At 72.1% G+C, this 22,774-nt stretch carries 14 protein-coding genes; all 14 read right to left on the reverse strand.

What is annotated here, in order from left to right:
* Nucleotides 1–8: 8 nt before the first annotated feature.
* The 14 genes from asnB to pth all read right to left on the reverse strand — a co-directional run bounded on the left by asnB (nt 9) and on the right by pth (nt 22,717).
* A complete protein-coding gene (gene asnB / locus ACFUC1_RS05085) occupies nt 9–1,916 on the reverse strand; it encodes an asparagine synthase (glutamine-hydrolyzing) (protein ID WP_379117272.1) in 1,908 nt (635 codons plus the stop codon).
* Between the two features lie 11 nt (nt 1,917–1,927).
* Nucleotides 1,928–3,220 (reverse strand): glycosyltransferase family 4 protein, encoded by a 1,293-nt coding sequence (locus tag ACFUC1_RS05090; protein WP_379117274.1) that lies wholly within the window; start codon nt 3,218–3,220, stop codon nt 1,928–1,930.
* On the reverse strand, nt 3,217–4,536 hold the full coding sequence (locus tag ACFUC1_RS05095; protein WP_379117277.1) for a nucleotide sugar dehydrogenase: 1,320 nt from the start codon (nt 4,534–4,536) through the stop codon (nt 3,217–3,219). Before ACFUC1_RS05095 ends, ACFUC1_RS05090 begins: the two co-directional genes overlap by 4 nt.
* A gap of 166 nt (nt 4,537–4,702) precedes the next feature.
* Nucleotides 4,703–6,223 (reverse strand): lipopolysaccharide biosynthesis protein, encoded by a 1,521-nt coding sequence (locus tag ACFUC1_RS05100; RefSeq protein WP_379117279.1) that lies wholly within the window; start codon nt 6,221–6,223, stop codon nt 4,703–4,705.
* A gap of 42 nt (nt 6,224–6,265) precedes the next feature.
* The gene (locus ACFUC1_RS05105) at nt 6,266–7,396 is read right to left on the reverse strand and encodes a DegT/DnrJ/EryC1/StrS family aminotransferase (protein ID WP_379117281.1); all 1,131 of its coding nucleotides are present in this window, start codon (nt 7,394–7,396) and stop codon (nt 6,266–6,268) included.
* Nucleotides 7,396–8,520, reverse strand: a complete 1,125-nt coding sequence (locus ACFUC1_RS05110; RefSeq protein ID WP_379117283.1) for a DegT/DnrJ/EryC1/StrS family aminotransferase — start codon at nt 8,518–8,520, stop codon at nt 7,396–7,398. Before ACFUC1_RS05110 ends, ACFUC1_RS05105 begins: the two co-directional genes overlap by 1 nt.
* A gap of 24 nt (nt 8,521–8,544) precedes the next feature.
* Nucleotides 8,545–9,534, reverse strand: coding sequence for a hypothetical protein (locus tag ACFUC1_RS05115; protein ID WP_379117285.1), 990 nt, complete (start codon nt 9,532–9,534; stop codon nt 8,545–8,547).
* A complete protein-coding gene (locus ACFUC1_RS05120; RefSeq protein WP_379117287.1) occupies nt 9,531–10,256 on the reverse strand; it encodes an NDP-sugar synthase in 726 nt (241 codons plus the stop codon). The genes ACFUC1_RS05115 and ACFUC1_RS05120 overlap by 4 nt, the downstream gene beginning before the upstream one ends.
* A gap of 247 nt (nt 10,257–10,503) precedes the next feature.
* Nucleotides 10,504–11,571 (reverse strand): glycosyltransferase family 2 protein, encoded by a 1,068-nt coding sequence (locus ACFUC1_RS05125; RefSeq protein WP_379117289.1) that lies wholly within the window; start codon nt 11,569–11,571, stop codon nt 10,504–10,506.
* 14 nt (nt 11,572–11,585) lie between these two features.
* Entirely contained in the window at nt 11,586–17,801 is a 6,216-nt protein-coding gene (locus tag ACFUC1_RS05130) for a DUF4082 domain-containing protein (RefSeq protein WP_379117291.1), read from the reverse strand.
* A gap of 110 nt (nt 17,802–17,911) precedes the next feature.
* Nucleotides 17,912–18,913, reverse strand: a complete 1,002-nt coding sequence (locus tag ACFUC1_RS05135) for an NAD-dependent epimerase/dehydratase family protein (protein WP_379117293.1) — start codon at nt 18,911–18,913, stop codon at nt 17,912–17,914.
* A complete protein-coding gene (locus ACFUC1_RS05140; RefSeq protein ID WP_379117295.1) occupies nt 18,910–20,007 on the reverse strand; it encodes a Gfo/Idh/MocA family protein in 1,098 nt (365 codons plus the stop codon). The genes ACFUC1_RS05135 and ACFUC1_RS05140 overlap by 4 nt, the downstream gene beginning before the upstream one ends.
* Nucleotides 20,008–20,152: 145 nt before the next feature.
* The gene (locus ACFUC1_RS05145) at nt 20,153–21,733 is read right to left on the reverse strand and encodes a sugar transferase (protein WP_379117298.1); all 1,581 of its coding nucleotides are present in this window, start codon (nt 21,731–21,733) and stop codon (nt 20,153–20,155) included.
* Between the two features lie 381 nt (nt 21,734–22,114).
* The gene (gene pth / locus ACFUC1_RS05150; protein WP_379117300.1) at nt 22,115–22,717 is read right to left on the reverse strand and encodes an aminoacyl-tRNA hydrolase; all 603 of its coding nucleotides are present in this window, start codon (nt 22,715–22,717) and stop codon (nt 22,115–22,117) included.
* Nucleotides 22,718–22,774 lie beyond the last annotated feature (57 nt).

Here is a 22,774-nt window from a genome sequence, read left to right on the forward strand (position 1 = left end):
GGTGCGGTTCATGCGGTGGCCACCCCCGAGGCCCTGACGTTGCGGTACCAGTACTCCAGGCACAGCAGCTGCCAGATCTGCTTGGACTCGTCGCGCCGGCCCGAGCGCTGGTCGTCGACGAGCCGCTGCAACGGGTCCCGGCGCAGGAAGCCGGAGCCGACGAGCTCGCCGCGCAGCAGCGTGTCGTCGACCAGCTCGCGCAGGTCGTTGCCGACCCACGCCCGAAGCGGCACGCCGAAGCTCGCCTTGGGGCGGTCGATCACCTCGTCGGGCAGCCAGGCGCGAGCAGCGTCCTTGAGCGCGGCCTTCTGCACCCGTCCGCGGATCTTCTCCGGCCCGGGCACCGAGAACGCGGCGCGGAAGACCTCGATGTCGACGAACGGCACGCGCACCTCGGTCGAGGCAGCCATGCTGGCGCGGTCGGTGTAGGTGAGGTTGAGCCCCACCATGAACATCCGGGCGTCGGCCAGGCACATCCGGTCGACCTGGTGCTCGAGCGCGTTGTCCTCGTACACCTCGCGGTGCCGGTCGAGGACCCCGTCGACCGTGCCGGCCAGCGCCGGGTCGACGAGGTCGACAAGCTCGTCGCGGTCGTACATGGTGTAGCTGCGCCGGAACGCCTCCTCCTCCGGCAGCTCGGCGAAGGTGAGGAACCGCTGCGCCCACCGGACGGTGCGTATGCCGCGGCCGGCGACCGCGACCGGCGTCGCCCGGACGAGCGGCGCGATGACGCCGGTGCGCAACGGCGCGGGCAGCCGGCGGTACCGGGCCGTGGCGAGGGTGGCGAGGTGCTTGCGGTAGCCGCCGAAGAGCTCGTCGGCACCCATGCCGGACAGCAGGACCTTGACGCCGGCGTCGCGTGCCGCGTCGCACATGAGGAGCGTGTTGATCGCCGCCGGGTCGCCGATCGGCTCGTCGAGGATGTCCACCATCCGCGGGAGCAGGCTGACGACGTCCGGTCGGATCTCGATCTCGTGCAGGCGGATCCCGAGCGTCCGGGCCATGATCCGGGCGTACTTCGCGTCGTCCGGCATGGCCTCGAGCTTCTGGTCCTCGGCCCGGAACGCGATGGTGTACGCCTCGATGGACGGGTCCTGGCGGTGCGCCAGGGCCGTGACGATCGAGGAGTCGAGGCCCCCGCTGAGGAACGACGCGACCGGGGCGTCGGACACCAGGTGCGCCCGCACCGACTCCGCGACGACCTCCCGGAGGTCGGCCTGCGGGCCGCGCGACGCGCGCGCAGCCTCCTCCACCACGTCCCAGAACGCGCCGGCCGACCGTGACCCGTCCCGGTGGTACGTGCGCCACGTACCGGGCGGCAGCTTGGAGACGCCGCGGACGGAGTCGAACTCCTGCGGCACCCAGTAGTAGAGGGCTGAGGCGACCATCGCCTGCGGGTCGACCGTGAGCTCCCTGCCGACCGCGGCGAGGATCGCCTTGAGCTCGGAGGCGAAGACGACGCCCTCCCCGCGCTCCATGACGTACAGCGGCTTGATGCCCAGCGGGTCGCGGGCGAGGGTGATCGAGCCCGTCGACGCGTCGTGGACGGCGAAGGCGAACATGCCGCGCAGCCGGGCGAGCGACGCCGGACCCCACGCGCGCCAGGCCTCGAGCACCACCTCGGTGTCCGAGCCGGTGGCGAAGCGGACGCCGTGGTGCCGCTCGAGCTCGGACCGCAGCTCGCGGTAGTTGTAGACCTCGCCGTTGTAGCTCAGCGTCAGGCCGTCCTTGGCGAACGGCTGGTCCGACGCGGTCGACAGGTCGATGATCGACAGCCGCCGGTGGCCCAGCACCACGGACGTCTCCGGGTCGACCAGCTCCAGGACGCCGCACGCGTCCGGCCCGCGGTGGTCGATGCGCTCGACCATCGTCGTGACCACGACCTTGCCGTCGGGCTGCTGGTACGCCCCTGCCACACCGCACACGGTCAGGCCCCCGACCCCACCCGCGGGCGACCGGCCGCCGTCGACCGCGCCGAGCGCTGCTGCGTGGCGGAGGCGGACCGGGTCCGCCCGCTCAGGTCGTCGAACACGGCGAGGTAGCCGCCCCTCTGGTGCTCCCAGGCGAGCTGCGTCTCGACGCGCTCACGGCCGTAGCGCCCCATCTCCGCCCGCGCCGCCGGGTCGTCGACGAGCTCGACGATGGCGCGGGCGTATGCCTCGACGTCACCCGGCTGCACGTACCGCGCGGCGTCCTGAGCGGACACGCGGGTCTCGTGCAGGTCGAAGGCCACGACCGGCAGGCCGAAGGACATGTACTCCATCGTCTTGTTCATCGTGGAGACGTCGTTCAACGGGTTGAGGGGGTCGGGCGACAAGCCGACCTCGGCGGTGGAGAAGACCGACACCACGAAGTCGTCCGGGACGCGCCCGGGCATCTCGACGTGGTCCTCGAGGCCCAGCCGGTTCCGCTCCGCGACCAGGTCGCTCCAGCAGTCACCGCCGCCCATGAGGGTGAAGCCGATGTCGGTGCGACCCAGCCGGTTCACGACGATGTCGGCCGCCTGCAGGGCCACGTCGACACCGTCCTGCGGGCCCATGACCCCGAGGTAGGCGACGAGGTGGTCGTGGCCGCGCCGCAGCTCCGGCTCGGCCTCGCGGCGACGCAGCTGCTCCGGGTCCGGTCCGGTGCGCACGACGGTGACCCGCTCCGGCGGCTTGCCGCCCCGGGACGTGGCGATCGCGGCATACGACTCGTTGGTGGACGTGACCCGGTCGGCGGTCCGGAAGGTCATCCGCTCGAGGAAGAGCAGGCCGCGCAGGAACGCGCGCCGCCCGGTCGGGAAGCGCGACTCGAACAGCTCCGGGCACAGGTCGTGGTGGTCGAAGACGAAGCGCGTCCCGTCGAGGACGCGCAGGGCCCACGCCAGCGGCCAGAAGATGTCCGGCGGGTTGCAGGCCTGGACGACTCGGAACGCGCCGCTGCGCCGGGCGCGCAGGGCCAGGCGCGCGGTGGCGAGGAAGGAGTACGCGTACTCGGTGATGAAGCCGATCGCTCCCCCGCCCGGCGCGTACGGCCGGTAGGCGAGGATGCGCACGCCGTCGACGACCTGCGAGGCGCCGGTCCCGTGGCCCTGCGGGCACACGACGGTCACGTCGTAGCCCGCCCCGGTGAGCGTCTGGCACTCGAGCCAGACCCTGCGGTCGAAGGGCACGGGGAGGTTCTGGACGATGACCAGGACGCGGGGCCGCGCCGAGCCGCTGCCGCGTCGTCGGCTCACCAGGCCACGCCCTCGTAGGACTCCAGCGCCTCGACGTCGGCACCGAGCCGGCCGTGCAGGTCGATGACCAGGGCGGGGCGGCTGGCCGCGAGCGCCCGCAGCGCCACCGGGTCGGAGGACGAGACGAGGACCACCTCGGCACCCTCGAGCGCCTCCTCCGGGGTCTGCGCCAGCAACCGGTTGACGTGCGCCAGCTTGCTCTGCAGGTGGCGCAGGTTCGCACCGACCAGCTTGTCGGGGTTGACGATCGGGTCATAGATCCGCACGTCGAGGCCCTTGCCGACGAACCGCTCGGCCACCTCGAGGTTGGGGCTCTCGCGCAGGTCGTCGGTGTCCATCTTGAAGCTGAGTCCGAGCATGCAGACGCTGCGCCGACCGGTCTGCAGCACGCGGTCGACGACGGCCCGGACCGCGATCTCGTTGCTCACCATGGCCGAGCCGACCATCGGGATCTCGACGCCGCTGACCCGGGCGAGGCTCTGCAGGGCACGCAGGTCCTTCGGAAGGCACGACCCGCCGAAGGCGAAGCCGGGACGCAGGTAGGACGGTGCGATGTTGAGCTTGCGGTCCTCGCAGAAGATCTCCATCACGCGGCGGCTGTCGACCCCGTGGGCGGCGAAGACGCGGCCCATCTCGTTGGCGAAGGTGACCTTGACGGCGTGGAACGCGTTGCAGGCGTACTTGAGTGCCTCGGCCGAGGCGACGTCGACGTGGTGGATCTCCATGCCCAGGAAGGCGAACAGCTCGCCCATCGCCGCGCGGGTGCGGGTGTCCGCCGTTCCGACGACGACGAACGGCGGTGCGAAGAAGTCCTCGACGCCGCAGCCCTCGCGCAGGAACTCGGGGCACATCGCCGTGCCGACCTCCCAGCCGTCCGGCAGGTCGCCGTCGAAGACCGGCGCCACGACGCCGGCGACCGTGCCCGGCGGGACCGTCGAGCGGACGACCACGGAGTGCATGCCCGATGCCGGCGGCGCGGCCACCTCCATGGCCTCGCGCAGGTCCGTCACCGCTCGCGAGATGTAGGTCAGGTCGGTGTCGCCCCGGGGGGAGGACGGCGTGCCCACGCACAGGAGCGAGACGTCCGCGCCCTCGACGGCGAGCCTGGCGTCGGTCGTGGCCTGGAGACGGCCGGCTGCGACGGAGTCGCGCACCAGCTCGTCGATCCCCGGCTCCACGACGGGGCTGCGGCCCGAGGCGATCGCCTCGACCTTCATGGTGTCGACGTCCACCCCGACGACGTCGTGGCCCCGCGACGCGAGACCCGCGGCCGTGACCGTGCCGACGTAGCCGAGACCGAAGACAGCAACCTTCATGAGCTTCCCCTCCCACTGGAGACTTCATCGAACCGCGCGGCAGCGTGGGGCGGGTCGTCCCGATGCGGAAGCGTGGAGTAGGCCAAATGGTGGAGGCGTCCCCCGGCGCGAACGGCCTCCGGTACCAGGCGGGTCAGGGCGCGACCGGCGAGCGGTCAGCGTGCGCTCAGGACCCGTCCAGCGGCTGCAGGCGCAGCAGGCGGACGACCGGCCGGGTCACCCTGGCCGGCACGGGCAGCAGCCCCAGCGCGTCGCGCAGGACGCGGCCCCCGACGAGCCGCAGGAGCAGGACGTTGACCAGCACGGTGACCGCCCCGAGCAGGGCGAGGCCGAGCCAGACCGACGGGACCCGGGACGTCCAGGTGGACACGAGCGCGCCGACGGCCAGGGTGACCGCCGTCGGGACCAGCGCCGTGACGAAGGGCCGTGCGACCCGGGCGGGGCGCATCCCGAGGAGCCGGCCGACGAGCACCCAGCGGGCCACGGTCGCGACGGTGGCGACCACGAGGAAGCCGAACGCGACGGCGGGCAGGCCCCAGCGCACCGCCACCACCGTGGTGGTCAGCGTCAGGGCGTCGATGACGACGGCATACGCGAGCCACGTGCCCGGCCGCCCCAGGCCGTAGAACAGCCCGTGGTCCACCATCGCCCCGAGGGTGATGACGGCGGCCACGGACAGGGCCTGGGCGGGCACGACGCTCGCCGTCCACTGGCTGCCGAAGACCAGCGGGATCGACTGTGGTGCCGTCACGGCGATGAGCACCATGAGCGGCGACACCACTCCGTACGCGACGCCGAGCGCCTTGAGGTACGACTCCGCCAGGCGCTCGGGGACCTCACGGACCTTGGCGAACACCACGGTCGAGACCGGCACGAGCGAGCCGGCGGCGAGGTCCTGGGCGACCTGGACGACCCGCTGGCCGACGTTGAGCTGCCCCATCGCGGCCGGGCCGAGCACCACCGTCACGACGAGGCTCTCTGCCCACAGCCGCCCGGTCCCGACGAAGTCCACGCTGGAGACGCGCACGCCGAACGCGGCCATCTGGCGGAACTTGCGCGGCGAGAACGCCAGGCCGGGCAGCCACCGGACGCTCCACCACGCGAGCACGGCGATCACCCACTGCGTCACGACCACCTGCGACACCAGGGCCCAGACGCCACCGCCCGACACGGCCACGCCGATCGCGACCACCTGCCCCGAGATCGCGGCGACGAGGCTCTGGACGGCCACGGCGCGGAAGCGCAGGGCCCGGCGGAGCAGCGCGAGGGGGACCCCGGCGAGCACGGTCGGCACCACCGACAGGATGAGCACCCGCAGGACCCCGACCAGGGCCTCGCTCCGGAACGCGGCGCCCACGAGCGGGCTGCCGACCCAGAGGGCGCCGGACAGGCAGGCGCCCGCCACCACCGTCGTCCAGAACGCGGTGCTCAGGCTGCGTCGGTCGGAGTCCTCGCTCTGCAGCAGGTAGGTCGAGAACCCGACGTCCGACAGCAGGTAGATGATCGGGATGAAGGTGGACGCGGCGGCCACGACACCGAAGTCGCGTGGGGAGACGTGGTGCGTCAGCACGATGAGCGTCGCGAAGGCGCTGAGCCGGACGAGCCACTTCTGGACCGCCAGCCACAGCACCCCGGACGCGGCCGCCCGCCCGAGTCCCACCGGCTCGGCCTTCTCGTCGACGCTCACGACCACACCGGACCCAGCATGCACGAGGTCATGCCGGCACCATCACCCCTGGCGTTCCACGGCCTGCCGCAGCACGTCGGCGACCCGCTCCTGCTGGCCACGCGTGATTCCCGGGAACAGCGGCAGCGACAGGATCTGCCGCGCCGCGCGCTCGGCCACGGGGAACCGGCCGGGCCCGTACCCGAGGTGGCCCATGGCCGGGGTCAGGTGCACCGGCGTCGGGTAGTGCACCCCCGCGCCGACGCCCTCCTCCTGGAGGCGGCGCAGGACCTCGTCCCGGCGGTCGACCCGCACGACGTAGAGGTGCCAGACGTGCTCGTTGCCGGCCAGCGTCGCAGGCAACCGCACGCCCTCGGTGCCGGCGAGCAGCTCGTCGTAGACCGCCGCGGCGGCCCGACGCTCGGCGTTCCACCCGCGCAGCCGTGCGAGCTTGGCCGACAGGACCACAGCCTGGAGGGTGTCGAGCCGGGAGTTGAACCCGACCACGGTGTGCTCGTACTTGGCCGGGCTGCCGTGGGCGCCCAGCAGCCGCACCGTCGCGGCGACCTCCTCGTCGTCGGTCACCACCGCGCCTGCGTCACCGTAGGCACCGAGGTTCTTGCCGGGGTAGAAGCTCGTCGCCGCCACGTCGCCGAAGGTCCCCGCGGCCTTGCCGTGCCGCGTCGCCCCCTGCGACTGCGCGCCGTCCTCGACGACCCGTATGCCGCGCTGCGCCAGCGTCGCCGGCAGCTGCTCGAAGGGGGCGACCTGCCCGAAGAGGTCGACCGGCACGACGGCCCGCGTGCGGGCGGTCAGCGCCCCCTCCACCGAGGCGGGGTCGAGAAGAAGCGCGTCGTCGTCGACGTCGGCGAACACGGGCGTGCCGCCGGCACGCAGCACGGCCTCGGCCGTGGCGATGAAGGTGTTGGCCGGCAGGACGACCTCGTCGCCGGGGCCGACCCCGACCGCGCGCATCGCCAGCTCCAGGGCGTCGGTGCCGTTGCCCACGCCCACGCACGCACGGGCGCCGGTGAACTCGGCATACGCGCGCTCGAACGCCCCCACGGCCTTCCCGCCGATGAAGTCGCCGGTCGAGAGCACCTCCGCGAAGCCCTGGGCGACCTCCTCCGCCACCTGTGCGTGCTGCACCGACAGGTCGACGAGGGGCACCCCGGCCCGCTGCTCGGCGCCCATCAGGCTGCCCTCAGGCCGGCCGCGTCGCGGACGCAGTCGACGACGTGGTGCTGCTCGGCCTCGGTCATGGTGTGGAACATCGGCAGGATGAGCGTGGAGTCGGTGAGCCGCTCGGTCACGGTGAGGTCCCCCCTCGGGTGGTCGGAGTACGCAGGCTGGCGGTGGGCGGCCATGATCCCGGCGCGGGCCGAGACGCCCTGGTCGGCGAGCCGGGCCAGGAGGTCGTTGCGGGACAACGGGAAACCGGGATCGAGCTCGACCCAGAACGACTGGAAGTTCGAGGTGCCCCACTCGGGGTCGCGCACGGTGCGCAGCCCCGGCACGTCGGCGAGCATGGCCTGGTAGGCCTCGGCCAGCTCGCGCCGGCGCGCCACCATGGCGTCGAGCTTGCCGAGCTGGACGAGTCCGACCGCGGCCTGGATGTCGGTCATGCGGAAGTTGAAGCCCACCTCGAGGTACTGCTCCAGCACCGGCTGCCGGCTGGCGTGACGGGCGGCGGCGCTCACGCTCATGCCGTGCTCGCGCTGGCGGCGGGCGCGCTCGGCGAGCTGCGCGTCGGTCGTCGTGAGCATGCCGCCCTCACCTGTGGTGAGCAGCTTGCGCGGGTGGAACGACCACGCCGCCAGGTCGGAGGACACCCCCACGGGCTGGCCGCGGTAGCTCGACCCCGCGGCGCAGGCGGCGTCCTCGACGAGCGCGACCCCTCGGGCGTCGCAGAGCTCGCGCAGGGGCTGGACGTCCGCAGGCATCCCGCCCTGGTCGACGACGACCACGGCCCTCGTCCGGTCGGTCAGGACCGCCTCGACGGTGCGCAGGCTGAGGTTGCCGTCGAGCGCCTCGACGTCGGCGAACACCGGCTCGGCGCCGACGTAGCGGACGCAGTTCGCGGTGGCGATGAAGGAGAACGACGGCACCACGACCTCGTCGCCCGGGCCCACCCCGAGCAGGTGCAGGGCGAGGTGGAGGGCGGTCGTGCACGACGACACCGCCACGCCCTCGGCCACGCCGACCCTGGCGGCGAAGGCCGACTCGAACTCGGCGACCCGCGGCCCCTGGGCCAGCCAGCCGGAGGCGACGACGTCCGCGGCGGCCCTGGCCTCCGCGTCGTCGAGCCACGGTCTCATCACGGGGATCATGCGGTACGCACCTCAGCTCCAGATGTCTCGGTGGACGTTCAGGACCACGCGGGACCCGAACGGGTCGATCTTGATGGGAAGCTCCTTCATCGCGGCCAGGCGCTCGCGCACCGCGCGCTGGCGCTCCAGCGGGCAGACGACGAGCAGGAACCCGCCACCGCCGGCGCCGGTCACCTTGGCGCCCGTCGCGCCACCGGCCAGGGCGGACTCGACCGCCTCGTCGATCTGGCTGTTGGACACCCCGGAGGCGAGCTCGCGCTTTGCGGCCCAGCTCTTGTTGAGCGCCACGCCGAGCGCGTCGACGTCGCCCTCGCGCAGGCCGGCGGAGGCCTCGGCCGCGAGCTCGCGCAGCTGCACGAGCTGGGAGATGCGGTCGCCGATGTTGGCCTTCTGCTCGCCGAGGATGTTGTCGGCCTTCCGGGTCGTGCCCGTGTAGAAGAGCAGCAGCTCGTCCTGCACCTGGCGGCGGACCGGGGACGCGAGGTCGAGCTGGTCGACCACGACGCGGTCGCCGGGGCCGAAGTGCAGGTCGCAGATCCCGCCGTACGCGGCGGCGTACTGGTCCTGCTTGCCGATCGGCTTGCGGCAGCGGTCGATCTCGATGGCGCAGGCCCGGTCTGCGAGCTCCTCGGCCGTCACCTGCCGGCCCTTGTAGGCGAACAGCGCGTGCAGCAGGCCCACGGTCACCGCGGACGAAGAGCCGAGCCCCGAGCCCGCGGAGGGGATGTCCGCCAGCGTGGTGATCTCGACACCCCCGCGCACTCCGGTCATGTGCATCGCCTCGCGCACCAGCTCGTGCTGCAGGTCCTCCACGCGCGAGACGACCTCCTTGGCGGAGTAGTTGACGTACACGTCGTCGTCGAACCGCTGCTTGACGACGACGTACACGTACTTGTCGATCGCCGCGTTGAGGACCCGACCGCCGTGCTCGCGGTAGAAGTCGGGCAGGTCGGTGCCACCGCCGACGAGGCCGACCCGCAACGGGGTCTGGGTGATGATCATGCGCTCGCCCTCGCTCCCCACTCGGCCCGCGCGCGCTCGAGCGCCTGCGGGGTGCCGATGTCCAGGAACCAGCTGTCACCGATCGAGACCGCCCGTGCCCGCCCCACCAGCCTGGGCAGCAGGTCGAAGCCCACGTCCCGCGGCAGCGGCTCGGGCACCTCCTCCAGGACCTCGGGGCCGAAGGCGTACATGCCGGCGTTGGCCAGGTCGCTGCGCGGCACCGCCGGCTTCTCCACGAAGCCCACCACCCGGCCGTCGACCACCTCGACGATCCCGCACTCGGACGGGCGCGGGGTGCGGAACACCGTCAGGGTCGCCACGGCTCCCCCGGCGGCTCCCTCGGGGTCTCCCCCGGCGCGGTGCGCGTCCACCAGCACGCGCAGGTCGAAGTCGGTGAGGTTGTCGGCGTTGAGGACGAGGAACATGTCCTCGCCGTCGAGGAACTCGCGGTTGCGCACCAACGTGCCGGCGCTGCCGAGGAGGACGGGTTCGTGGGCCAGGTGCACGAGCGGGCCCGCGGTGCGGCCGGCCACGTGGGCCGCGACCTGCTCGGCGAGGTGGTGGGTGTTCACCAGCACCTCGTCGACGCCGGCCGCCGCCAGCGCGTCGAGCCACGTGTCCAGGAGCGTGCGGCCCGCGACCTCGACGAGGCACTTGGGGACGGCGTCGGTGACCGGGCGCAGGCGGGTCCCCAGCCCCGCGGCGAGCAGTACGGCCTTCATGCTCCGGTCCCCTCTCCTGGCGTCGGGCGTGCCCGGCCCGGGCGGGCCGCGTCCCCCGTGTCCACCAGCTCCCTTTCGCTGTGGTCGCGGCAATCCTTCCGCCGTGAGTCGCAGGGCACCTCAGCCATTTGCTGAAGGCCGGAGCGGGCCGACGGCATGAGGCGCGGTGGCGCCAGCAGCACGCGGCGCCTCACCGCGGCGCGTGGTGGCGCCGCCGCACGACGCGCGTCGGCGCGGCCGGCGGTCCTCAGTAGCCGCGGTACGTCCAAGCCCGGCGTCGCGCCCACCAGCGACCCCGCTCGCGCGCCATGAAGGCGACGTCACGGGCACCGAGCCGGTGGCCGCCCTCCAGGGTCCGGTAGAGCGGGAACCGCTTCACCTCGGGCCAGCACTCCGCGGCGAACGCGAGCAGCTCGGTCCGCTCCTCGTCGGTGCCGGTCCCGGTGCTGCGCAGCAGGACCCGCCCCGGGGCCGACCGCGTCAGGGCGCTGCGGTCGTACTCGCGCCCCGCGGTCCACAGGGCCTCCCAGGCGAGCTGGCGGTGCACGGTCGTCGACAGGTTCCTGACCTCGGAGAGCCGGTGGCCGTAGCGCTCGAGCACCTGCTCGAAGACGGCCCTGCGCTGCACGAGGTCGGCGAGCGGGTCCACCCCGGTGCTCATGTTGGTGCCGTGCCGGCGGTGCAGGGCCTGGTCCACCCCGCGGAGGAACCCGACGTCGGCGTGCGCCGCGAAGCGCATGAACAGCTCCATGTCCGCTGCCTTCGGCAGGTTCGGGTCGTAACCGCCGAGGCGGTGCTGCAGCGACGTCCGGGCGACGACCTCCGGGGTGACGATCGGGTTCTCCGCCTGGCGGAAGCGGTGCTCCAGCCACTCCCGGCCGCCGATGACGGACTCGCCCCGCAGGTGCGTGCGGGGCGGGGGCGTCGGGACACCGTCGGTGAACCACGCCGCCCTGCCGTACACGAAGCCGACCTCGGGGTGGGCGTCCAGCAGGTCGCAGGCCCGGCACAGCGACCCCGGGGTGGCCAGGTCGTCGGCCGACAGCAGCGTGCAGTAGTCGCCGTCCGCCCACTCCATCAGGCCCTCGTTGAAGGTCGCGATGTTGCCCCTGTTCTCCTGGTGCAGCCGCACCTCGACCCGGGGCTCGCGGGCGGCGATCCGGGCGGCGACCTCCGCGCTGTCGTCAGGCGACGCGTCGTCGATGATCAGGACGCGGACGTCGACCCCGGGCTGGTCCTCGAGGACGCTGGCCACCGCGTCCTCGAGGAACCGGCCGTAGGCGTAGCACGGGATGACCACGCTGACCGAGCTCATACCCCTGTCCCCTCTCACCCGGTGCTGAAGACGATGTCGACCCAGTAGTTCGTCGCCTTGTACGAGTTGTTCGGGAACGTGCTGCTCGCGCCGTAGGCGTAGACGCCGTTCCCACCGTTCGAGCCGTTCTTCAACGCGTGCAGTGGCGGGTTGTCGACACCGGCCGAGCTGAAGTACTGGCTGTCGGCGGCGTAGCGGCCGACCGGCGCGAAGTACGACGCGACGTAGACGGTGCCGGCAGTGACGGCGACGGGTGTCGCGAACGTCACCTGCTGCCAGCCCGAGGCGGTCTCGCCGGTGAAGGTGGCGAACGCCAGCTTCGTGCCGGTCGAGCTCCACAGGTTTCCCACGTGGGTACCGGTGTTCGCCGAGCCCTTGTAGAACCGGATCCCGGTGACGAAGCCACTCACGTCCGACTTGAACTTCACCCCGACCTCGACCGAGGACGTGTCGGTGCTGCTCGCAGTCCCCGGTGTCGCCGTGGCCGCCCAGATGGTGCAGGCCGTGCACGTCACCGACTTCGGCGTGACCGCGTTCGAGGCGGCCGACGCCGGGCCGGTGCCGACCGAGTTCGTCGCGGTGACCGTGAACGTGTACGTCGTGCCGTTCACCAGGCCGGTGATCGTGGCCGTGGTGGCGGGCGGGTTGCCGGTCACCGTGGTCGTGGCCTGGGCGGTGGTGCCCACGTAGGGCGTGACGGTGTAGCTCGTGATGGCGCTGCCGCCGTTGGACGGCACACCCCAGCTCACGACCGCGCTCGCGTTGCCGGCGGTGGCCGTCACGCCCGTGGGGGCACCGGGGGCCGTCGCCGCCGCGTTGCTGAAGACGGCGTCGACCCAGTAGTTGGAGGCGTTGTACGAGTTGGTCGGGAAGGTGCTCGTGCTGCCGTAGGCGTACACGCCGTTCCCGCCGCTCGTGCCGTCCTTGAGGGCGTGCAGCGGTGGGTTGTCCACCGCCGAGCCGAAGTACCCGGAATCGGCGGCGTAGTGGCCGACGGGCGCCAGGTAGGACACCACGTAGACGGTGCCGGCGGTGATGGTGACGGGCGTCGAGAAGTACGCCTGCTGCCAGCCCGAGGCCGTCTCGGAGGCGAACGTCGCCGACGCGAGCCTGGTCCCCGTGGAGCTCCACAGGCTGCCCACGTGGGTGCCCGTGTTCGCGGTGCTCTTCCAGAACCGGACGCCGGTGATGGTGCCGGCCACGTCGGAGGTGAACTTCACCCCGAGCTCGACCGAGGAGGTGTCACCGGAGTCGCCGTTCGTCGGCGTGGCGGAGCTCGACCAGATCGTGCAGGCGCTGCACGTCACCGGGGCGGGCGTCACGCTGTTCGAGGCGGCCGACGCCGGGCTCGTGCCGACGGAGTTCGTCGCCGTGACCTTGAAGGTGTATGCCGTGCCGTTGGTCAGGCCGCTCACCGTGGTCGACGTCTGCGGCGGGCTGCCGCTCACCGTGGTCGCCGTCTGCGCGGTGGTACCGACGTAAGGCGTGACCGTGTACGAGGTGATGGGGCTGCCGCCGTCCGCGGGCGCCGCCCACGTGACGGTGGCACTCGAGTCACCCGCCGTCGCCGTCACGCCGGTGGGCGCGGACGGAGCGCTGGCAGCGGTCGTCGTGCTGAAGACGACATCCACCCAGTAGTTCGACGAGTTGTAGGTGTTCGACGGGAAGGTGCTCGAGCCGGCGTACGCGTACACGCCGTTCCCTCCGCTCGTCCCGTCCTTGAGGGCGTGCAGCGGCGCGTTGTCCACGGCTGCCGTGAAGTAGCCGCCGTCCAGGGCGTAGCCGCCCGCGGGGGCGAAGTACGACGCGACGTACACGGTCCCGGCGGTCACTGCCACCGGGCTGGCGAAGCTGACCTGCTGCCAGCCCGAGGCGCTCTCACCGGTGAAGGTGGCCGACGCCAGCTTCGTGCCCGTCGACGACCACAGCGAGCCGACGTGCGTGCCGGTGTTCCCCGAGCCCTTGTAGAAGCGCACGCCCGAGACGTAGCCGGACACGTCGGAGGTGAACTTCACACCGAGCTCGACCGACGAGGTGTCGGTGACGCTGGCAGTCGCCGGGGTCGCCGTCGAGGGCCAGATGGTGCAGGGCGTGCAGCTGGTCGGGGCGGCCGGGGTCACGGTGTTGGAGGGCAGCGAGTCTGCGCTGGTGCCGACGGAGTTCGTCGCGGTCACCGTGAAGGTGTAGGCCGTCCCGTTCGTGAGCCCTGTGACCGTCGCGGTCGTCGCCGGCGGCGTACCCGTGACCACGGTGGCCGCGAGAAGCGTGCTGCCCGCGTGCGGTGTCACGGTGTATGCCGTGATGGCGCTGCCGCCGTTCGGGGGCGCGGTCCAGCTGACGGTCGCCGAGGCGTTGCCCGCCGTCGCCGTCACGCCCGTGGGCGCGCTCGGGACGGTGTTGCTGCTGGGCGTCACCGGCGCCGACGCTGCCGAGGCCGGGCCGGTCCCGACGGCGTTGGTGGCAGTCACCGTGAACGTGTACGTCGTGCCGTTGGTCAGTCCGGAGACCGTGCCACCGGTGGCCGGCGGGGTGCCGGTCACCGTGGTGGTCGGCTGCGCCGTCGTGCCGATCCAGGGCGTGATCGTGTACTGGGTGATCTGGCTCCCGCCGTCGGACGGCGCGGTCCAGGTGAGGCTCGCCGACCCGTTGCCGGCCGTGGCCACGACGTTGGTGGGTGCCGACGGGGCGGTCGGGGGCTGGGGCGTGACCGCCGGGGAGGCCGCCGACTGCGGACCGGTCCCGAGCGCGTTGGTCGCCGACACCGTGAACGTGTAGGTCGTCCCGTTGCTGAGCCCGGTGACCGTCGCCGTGGTCGCGGGCGGGGTGCCGCTGACGGTGGTGGGGGTGAGCGCGGTCGTGCCCACGTACGGGGTGACCGTGTAGCTCGTGATCGGGCTGCCGCCGTCCGCCGGTGCGGTCCACGTCACCGTCGCGGTGCCGTTGCCCGCCGTCGCAGCCACACCGGTGGGCGCGCCGGGCACCGTCGCGGTGACCGTCGCGAACACCGGGTCGACGTAGTACCCCTCCGAGTTGAACGTGTTGGTGGGGAAGGTCATCGACGAGCCGTAGATGTAGACCCCGTCGCCGCCGCTCACCCCGTCACGCAGCGCGTGCAGCGGCGGGTTGTCCACGCCGGAGGCGGCGAAGTACCCGGTGTCCGCGGCGTAGTGACCAGCGGGGGCGAAGAGCACGGCGACGTACACCGTGCCTGCGGTGATGGAGACCGGCGTCGAGAAGTTCACCTGCTGCCAGCCCGACGCCGTCTCGTTGAGGAAGGTCGCCGAGGCCAGCTTGGTGCCCGAGAGGGTGTACAGGCCACCGACGTGGGTGCCGGTGCCGGTCGGGCCCTTGTAGAAGCGGATGCCCTGGACCTGACCGTTGACGTCCGAGGTGAACTTGGTGCCGAGGGAGATCGAGCCGGTGTCACCCTCGTCGAGGGTGTTGGGCACGGTCGTCGGCGTCCAGATGGTGCACGGGTTGCAGACCACTGGCGACGGCGTGACCGCGTTGGAGGCTGTCGACGCCGGCCCGGTGCCGACGGCGTTGGTGGCAGCGACCGTGAACGTGTACGTGGTTCCGTTGGTGAGCCCCGCGATCGTGGCGCTCGCATCCGCCGACCCGCCGGGGACCGTGGTGGGCGTCTGGGCGGTCGTGCCGACGTACGGCGTGACGGTGTAGGACGTGATCGCGCTGCCACCGTCCGACGGGATGGTCCAGGACACCTGGGCGGAGCCGTTGCCCGGCGTGGCCGTGACGGACGTCGGCACGCCGGGGACAGTGGCCGCCCCGGTGTTCGGCGTGAACATGGGGTCGACCCAGTAGTTGGTCGCCGTGGCGCCTGCTGTGGGGAAGCCTGCGCCGCCGCGGGACAGCCCGTTGAGCGTCCCGTTGACGTTGCGCAGCGCGTGCAGCGGTGGGCTGTCGACAGTGCTGTACGTGTAGGGGTTCGGCGACGGGTTCGGGTAGAAGTAGGCGTCGTCGCTGGACGTGTGCCCGTTGGGGGCGTAGTAGGAGACCACGTAGACGCTGTTCGCGTTCACCTGGACCGGCGAGGCGAAGGTCACCTGCTGCCAGCCGGTCGAGGTCTCGTTCGTGAAGGTGGCGGAGGCGAGCTTCGTCCCCGACGACGTCCAGAGGCTGCCCACGTGGGTACCCGTGTTCGTGCTCGCCTTGTAGAAGCGCACCCCGGTGACGTAGCCGGAGACGTCGGACTTGAACTGCACCCCGACCTCGGTCGCCGTGGCGCTGCCGGAGTCCGCCTTTTTCGGGGTCAGGCCCGTGCCCCAGATCGAGCAGGTGCAGCCGACGTTGAGGACCACGCCCGGCTTCGGCGTCTCGAGGTTGCCGCTGTCGTCGACGGCCCGGGAGCGCAGCGTCGTGCTCGGGCTGCCGTGGGCGTTCCAGGTGTACGACCAGCTCGTCGTCCCCGTCGCGGGGTGCCAGGTGGCCCCGTTGTCGGTGGACACCTCGACACCCGCGACGACACCCCCGGTGTCGCTGGCCGTGCCCGTGACGGTGACCTTCCCACCGTCACCGACGGTGGTGGAGGGCGCCGGTGAGGTGATGGTCGACGTGGGCGGCGTCGTGTCGGTGGACGGTGTCGCGGCCACCAGCCCGGACAACAGGGCCCACGGCTGGGCGTTCATGTCGGCCAGCAGGTTGACGGTCGCCTGGCGCATGTTGGTGTCGGGCGTGAGCGTGGGGTCGGCGAGCCCCCAGGACCACTGCACCGTACCGGCACCGAAGACCAACGCACCGCTGCTCGCCCGGTAGAGCGTCATGTTGTGCGTGGCCGTCCCGGGGCTCTGGGTCGTGCTGCCGTAGTCCGTGAAGATCTCCGCGCTCGTCGAGGTGGTGGACGAGAGCCGGAACGACCCCGCGGGACGGAAGGTGTTGTCGGGATCGGAGTCCCACTCGTAGCCGAGGGTGCCGAGGCCGGATCCCAGGGTGAGGGTCTGCCCGCTCGTCAGGTTGGCCACACCGGTGTTCCGCCAGAACCGCAGCTTGGAGTACGTCGACGGCACCTGGATGTCGGTGGTGCCGGAGTTGACGAGGAACAGCTGCCCGGTCAGGGCGTTCTGGGGCCTGCCACCGTTCGCCGGGGGGCTGAACCGCGGGTCCTCCCACGTCCCGGTCCACTCGACCGGGTCCACCTGCCCGTCGTAGTGGGTGTCCTTGTAGCAGACCAGCGTCCGTCCGGCCGTGCTCGTGCCGTCGAAGCTCGGCTCGAAGCGCGTCTTCCAGAAGACCTCGTTGCCCGAGAAGAAGGCCAGGTTCACGCCGGCGTCACGCGCGGCCTCGACGTTGGCGCGCTGGATGCCCGACCAGTACTCGTCGTGCCCGGTCGACATGAAGACCTTGTGGTTCTGGATCAGGGTCCGCGCACCTGTCGTCGACATGTCGACACCGGTCGTGTACGAGACGTCGTACCCGTTCGCCTCGAGGAAGCGGATCATCGGGTACTCGCTGTACATCAGCCAGCTCCGGCCGCCCTGGTCGTCCTCGGCCGTGTGGAACGGGCGGTTGTACGACACCTTCGACGCACCCTTGTAGACCGCAGGGCTGCCCGGCGGGCAGTTCGAGAGGGTGCACTGGTAGAGGCTGTTGCCGCCGTACGTGTTGTACGCCTGCCACGTCTCGTCGGAGGTCTGGAACAGGACGTCGGAGTGGCTCGCGTCGTTGCGGACGACGAAGACGATGTGGCTCGACCCCTTGCCGTCGTCGCGGATGAGGTGCGCGATGTAGACGCCGGACACGGCGGTGGTGGGCACCGTCCACGAGGCCGACACGGCCCAGTTGCCACAGTCGAACATGCCGGTGCCGTCCTGCACGGTCAGGCAGCTCGGCTGGCTCTGCGGCTGGGTCGCCGAGGGCGCCAGGCCGGCGACCAGCTTGCGGGCACCGTTGCCCTGGTAGTAGCCCATCCGCAGGATGTCGAAGTGGTACGCGTAGGTGGACTTCACCTTGAACTGCACCGTGTCACCGGGTTGGACGCTCATCTGCGTCGCGAAACCCTGGATGGTGGCGTCCCCCGCCCCCGTGATCTGCCAGTCCGACGTCGGCGTCCCGGTCTTGCTGTTCTCGCACGCGATGGCGTTGACCACGGGCGGTCCGCACGGGTCGGCGGCGGACGCGGACGTCGCGACCACGAGCTGCAGCGGCACGAGGACGGTCGTGGCGACAGCCACGGCCAGGGCGAGGGCGAGGGCGCCGAGGCGACCACGACCCACTGAGCGACCCGAGAGTCCGGGGGAAGCTGACGCGCTCATCGGGGGACCTTCCGACAGGGTGGGACGACGGCTGACCGGTGGTCAGCCGTGGGAGACGACGTTGTTGCGGCTCACGAGGCACCGGCCTTCAGTGCGCGGCCGGCCGCGACCTCCTCGCGCAGCGGGCGCCACCACTCGACGAGCTCGCGCAGGCCGTCCTCGAGCCCGACCTCGGCGGTGAACCCGAGGTCCCGCCGGGCCGCCGTGGTGTCGGCCAGGCGGCGCGTGACGCCGTTGACCGCACGGTCCGGGCCGTGCTCGACGGACAGGTCGGAGTCCATGGCGCGCAGCAGGGCCTCGGCGAGGCCGAGCAGGCTCGTCTCGGTGCCGCTGGCGATGTTGTAGACGCCGTCCACGACGTCGCTGCTCGCCGCCAGGAGGTTGGCCCGGGCGATGTCGCGGGTGAAGACGAAGTCCATGGTCTGCCGGCCGTCGCCGAAGATGAGCGGCGGCTCGCCGTCGGCGATCCGCTCCATCCAGCGCACGAGCACCTCGGTGTAGAGGCCGTGGACGTCCATCCGTGGGCCGTAGACGTTGAAGTAGCGCAGCCCGACGTGGTTGAGGCCGTACATCGCCCGGAAGCTGCGGGCCATGCCCTCGTTGAAGGACTTGGCCGCGCCGTAGAAGGTGTCGTTGTTGTGGTGGTGGTGCCGCTCCCCCGTCGGGAACTCCTCCGCCAGGCCGTAGACCGACGCCGACGAGGCATACACGAGCTTGTCCACCTTCGAGCGGGCGCACGCCTCGAGCACCGTGAAGGTGCCGTCGACGAGCACCTCGAGGGCGAGTCGGGGCTCCTCGGCGCACTGGGTGATCCGGATCGCGGCCTGGTGGAAGACGAGGTCCTTGCCCCGGGTCACGTCGTGCACGAGGTCGCGGTCGCGCAGGTCGCCCTCGACGAGGGTGACCCGGCCGCTGCCGAGCGCGTCCGCGAGGTTCTCCCGCCGGCCCCGGACGAGGTTGTCCAGGACGTCGACGTGGGCCACGCCCGCCTCGAGCAGCTGGTCGACGATGGTCGACCCGATCGTCCCGGCTCCCCCGGTCACCAGGACCGTGGCGCCCTCGAGCGCGGTCATCGGCCCGCACCTGCCGCGACGAGGCCGCGCTGCGGGGGCAGGCCGGCTCGGCCGAACGGCATACCGACCGCGGCCATGGCGCCGGCACGGCGCTGGCTCTCGGTCGCGGCCTCGAGCACCGACAGCACGCGCAGCCCGGCCCAGCCGTCGGTGGCGGGGGCACGGCCCTCGGTGATGGCGGCCGCGAACTCGGCGGCCATGAGCCCGAGGGCCTCCCGCTCGGGGAGCGCCGGCGCGTGCATGTCGCCGAGCCGGTAGTTGACGTTGACGAGCCGCTTCTCGGCGGAGTCGGCACCGTCGGACGTCAGGTCGAGGTCGACCCCCCGGTCGTAGACGGACAGCCGCTGCTGAGGGTTGAGGTCGTCCCAGACCACGGTGCGGCGGCTGCCGCCGATGACCATGTGCCGGATCTTCGTCGGGCTGAGCCAGTTGACGTGGACGTTGGCGATCGCACCACCGGGCAGCGGCATCGTGAGGTAGCCCAGGCAGGAGTGGCCGTTGCCGATCGGGTCGGCACCGCGCGCGGACACCTCCAGCGGCGAGAGCCCGCCGGGGAGGACGAAGTCGAGGATCGACAGGTCGTGCGGGGCGAGGTCCCAGAAGACGTCGACGTCGGACCGCACGAGCCCGAGGTTGATCCGCACCGAGTCAACGAAGAGGATGTCGCCCAGCTCGCCGGCCTGCACGAGCGCCCGCAGGTGCTGGACCGCCGGCGTGTAGCAGTAGGTGTGGTCGCACATGAGGACCAGCCCGAGCTCCTCGGCCCGGGCGACCATCCGCTCGGCGTCGGCCCGGCTGGAGGCGATCGGCTTCTCGACCAGGACGTGCTTGCCGGCCTCGAGCGCGGCGAGCGCGATCGCGCAGTGCGTGTCGGCCGGCGTGGCGACTGCCACGGCGTCGACGTCGTCGCGGGCGAGCAGCGCCTCGAGCGAGGTCTCGATGTCGACCGTGCTGCGGGGGCCGAGGACGGCTGCCGCACGCTGGGCGTCGAGGTCGCAGAGGGCGACGACCTCCCAGTCGGGGCTGGACCCGAAGTTCCGGACCAGGTTCGGACCCCAGTACCCCGCCCCCACCACGGCCACGCGCAAGCTCATCGGACATCCCCTCTCGGCAGGGCTCCCGCGGCCCCTCTCAGGGGAATCGTCGCCGTCCGGCCGATCCCGCACCTCGGCTCTTTGCGGTAGGGCAGGGGTGCACCATCTGCACGGTGCGGACCGGCCGCCGAGGACGGCCCGGCCATCAGTAGGCCCCGGTGCCGCGCAGGACGGCCCGCGCCGTGCGGAAGAGGATCTGCAGGTCCAGCACCATCGACCAGTTGTCCACGTACCAGAGGTCGAGGCGCAGTGACTCGTCCCACGACAGGTTGCTGCGGCCGCTCACCTGCCACAGCCCGGTCAGGCCGGGACGCACCCGCAGCCGGCGCACGGCGTCAGGCTCGTAGGCGTCGACCTCGCGCTGGAGGGCCGGGCGTGGCCCCACGAGGGACATCTGGCCGGCGATCACGTTGAGCAGCTGCGGCAGCTCGTCCAGGGAGTACCGGCGCAGCAGCCTGCCGACCCGGGTGACACGGGGGTCGTCCTTCATCTTGAACATGACGTCGTTGCCGGCGTCCCGCTGCAGGGCGGCCAGCCGCTCCTCCGCGTCCACGCACATGGTGCGGAACTTGAGCATCGAGAACGGCTCGCCACGGGCGCCGACCCTGTTCTGCCGGAACAGGATCGGGCCGGGCGAGTCGACGCGGATCGCCAGCGCGATCGCGAGCCCGACCGGCAGCGCAGCCAGCAGCAGCACCGCGGTCAGCAGCCGCTCCATCGCCACCTTGAGGACCCGTCGCGCACCGGACATGACCGGGCGCTCGACGTGCAGCAGCGGCATACCCGCCGTGGGGCGGATGGACAGCCGCGGGCCGGCCACGCCCAGCAGACCGGCGGAGACCACGAGGTCCACCTCGCGCTCCTCCAGGGACCACGCGAGCCGGCGCAGCTCGGGACCGTGCAGGTCCGGGTCGCTGGACACCGCCACGACCTCGGCGTCGAAGAGGTCCACCGCCGACATGGCCTCCTCGGGGTAGCCGAACACGGGCACGCCGTTGACCTCGGACGGCACGTCGCCGGACAGGTCGAGGCCCGACACGCAGGCCGCCACGACGCGCAGGCCCTGCTCGGGCGCGCGCTGGATCTCGGCGATCATCGGGGCCACGGACCGCGCGTTGCCGATGATGACGGTCGCCTGGGTGTCGGTGCCCGCACGGCGACGGCGCCCGAGGTCGCTGCGCAGGATGCGGCGCGCGATCAGGCCGAGGACGACCAGCATCGGTGCCGCGACGAGCGGTATCGCGCGGGGCACGTCGACCCGCAGCCCGTAGGAGACCAGGCCGGCCGCGGCCACGAGGTAGCAGGCCGTGCGCACGACGGCGCGGTACTCCTCGGGCGCGGTCCCGACGTAGCGCCCCTCGTAGCCGTGCCCGAGCGAGAGGGCGCCGACCCACAGGACGGGCATGACGGCGGCCGCGACGGCGGTGCGCGTCAGCGACCACCCCGGGAACGCGAGCAGCCCGGTCACGACACCGGTGAGGACGGACACCACCACGTCGCCCGCGACGGCCCGGCGACGGTACGCGTCGGCCCACGTGGCGCGACGCCGCGACACCGCCTGTGCGCCCTCGCCGACCCGCGCCGGCGACGTGAGGCCGGCGAGGATGCGGCTGCGCCGCGTGCGCTCCGCGGCCTCGCGCGAGTGCGCGCGGGCCCGGTGGGTCCCGACGTAGGCCTCTCCGGAGAGCCGTCCCCCTGCTCGGCCGGTCCCTGCGATCTCTGCCATCTCCTGCTCCCCCACGACACTGAAGTGCGTCGCACGCTAGACCCGGCACGACGTGCCGGACACCCCTCGACGACGGTCATTCGTCGTGCTGGAAAAGGTTATGCAGCAATGGAATTCGGGAACTACTCCCCGGACCCGATGGCGGGGTGGACCTCTCGACTACACCAGTCGGCGGACCTGTCTCAGCCGTGTGGTGGAGACGCGCGACGACGGGACGACGCAACCGGAGAGCAGCACCACCAAACGCAGGGATCGACCCAACCGGGGCTCATGCCGACCGCGTGGGGCCACCCGGTGACCAGGCCGGAAAAATGGTCACTGACTAGTCACTGACCATCCGGGGGCGGCGAAATCGCCACACTCGTCGCCGACCGGGACGGCTCAGGCGGGGCTGTGGAACTTCTGCTGGGCTGCGACGAGCCCCTGCGTCACGAGCAGCTCGACGGCGTCGGCCGCGTCGCCGACGAGGAACGGCAGCTCCTTGCGCTCGGTCGGGGAGAAGTCGCGCAGCACGAAGTCGGCCGGGTCCATCCGGCCCGGCGGCCGGCCGATGCCGACGCGCACCCTCAGGTAGTCCCTGGTGCCGAGCGCGGACGAGATCGACCGCAGCCCGTTGTGGCCGCCCTCGCCACCGCCCTGCTTGAGCCGGACGTCACCGGCCGGGATGTCGAGCTCGTCGTGGACGACGACGAGGTGGTCCGGCTCGACCGAGAAGAACTTCATGAGGGCCTTGACGGGGCCGCCGGACTCGTTCATGTACGTCGTCGGCACCGCGACGACCGCACGCGGACCCGGCGCCCCACCCGGCAGCATGCCCACGCGCACCGTCGTCGCCGAGGCGCGTGCCTTGTGGCTCGTGAGCCGTGACGACCCGCGCGACGCCAGCTCGTCCACCACCATCGCGCCGACGTTGTGCCGGTTGCCGGCATACCGCGGCCCGGGGTTCCCGAGGCCGACCACCAGCCACACGTCGTCGTCACCCACGGGCGGCAAGTATGCCGGACGCCCGGTACGGCGGAAGGCCGGGCCCCCGTGGGGGAC

This window comes from Pedococcus sp. NPDC057267, assembly GCF_042668795.1.
Classification (GTDB): Bacteria; Actinomycetota; Actinomycetes; order Actinomycetales; family Dermatophilaceae; genus Pedococcus.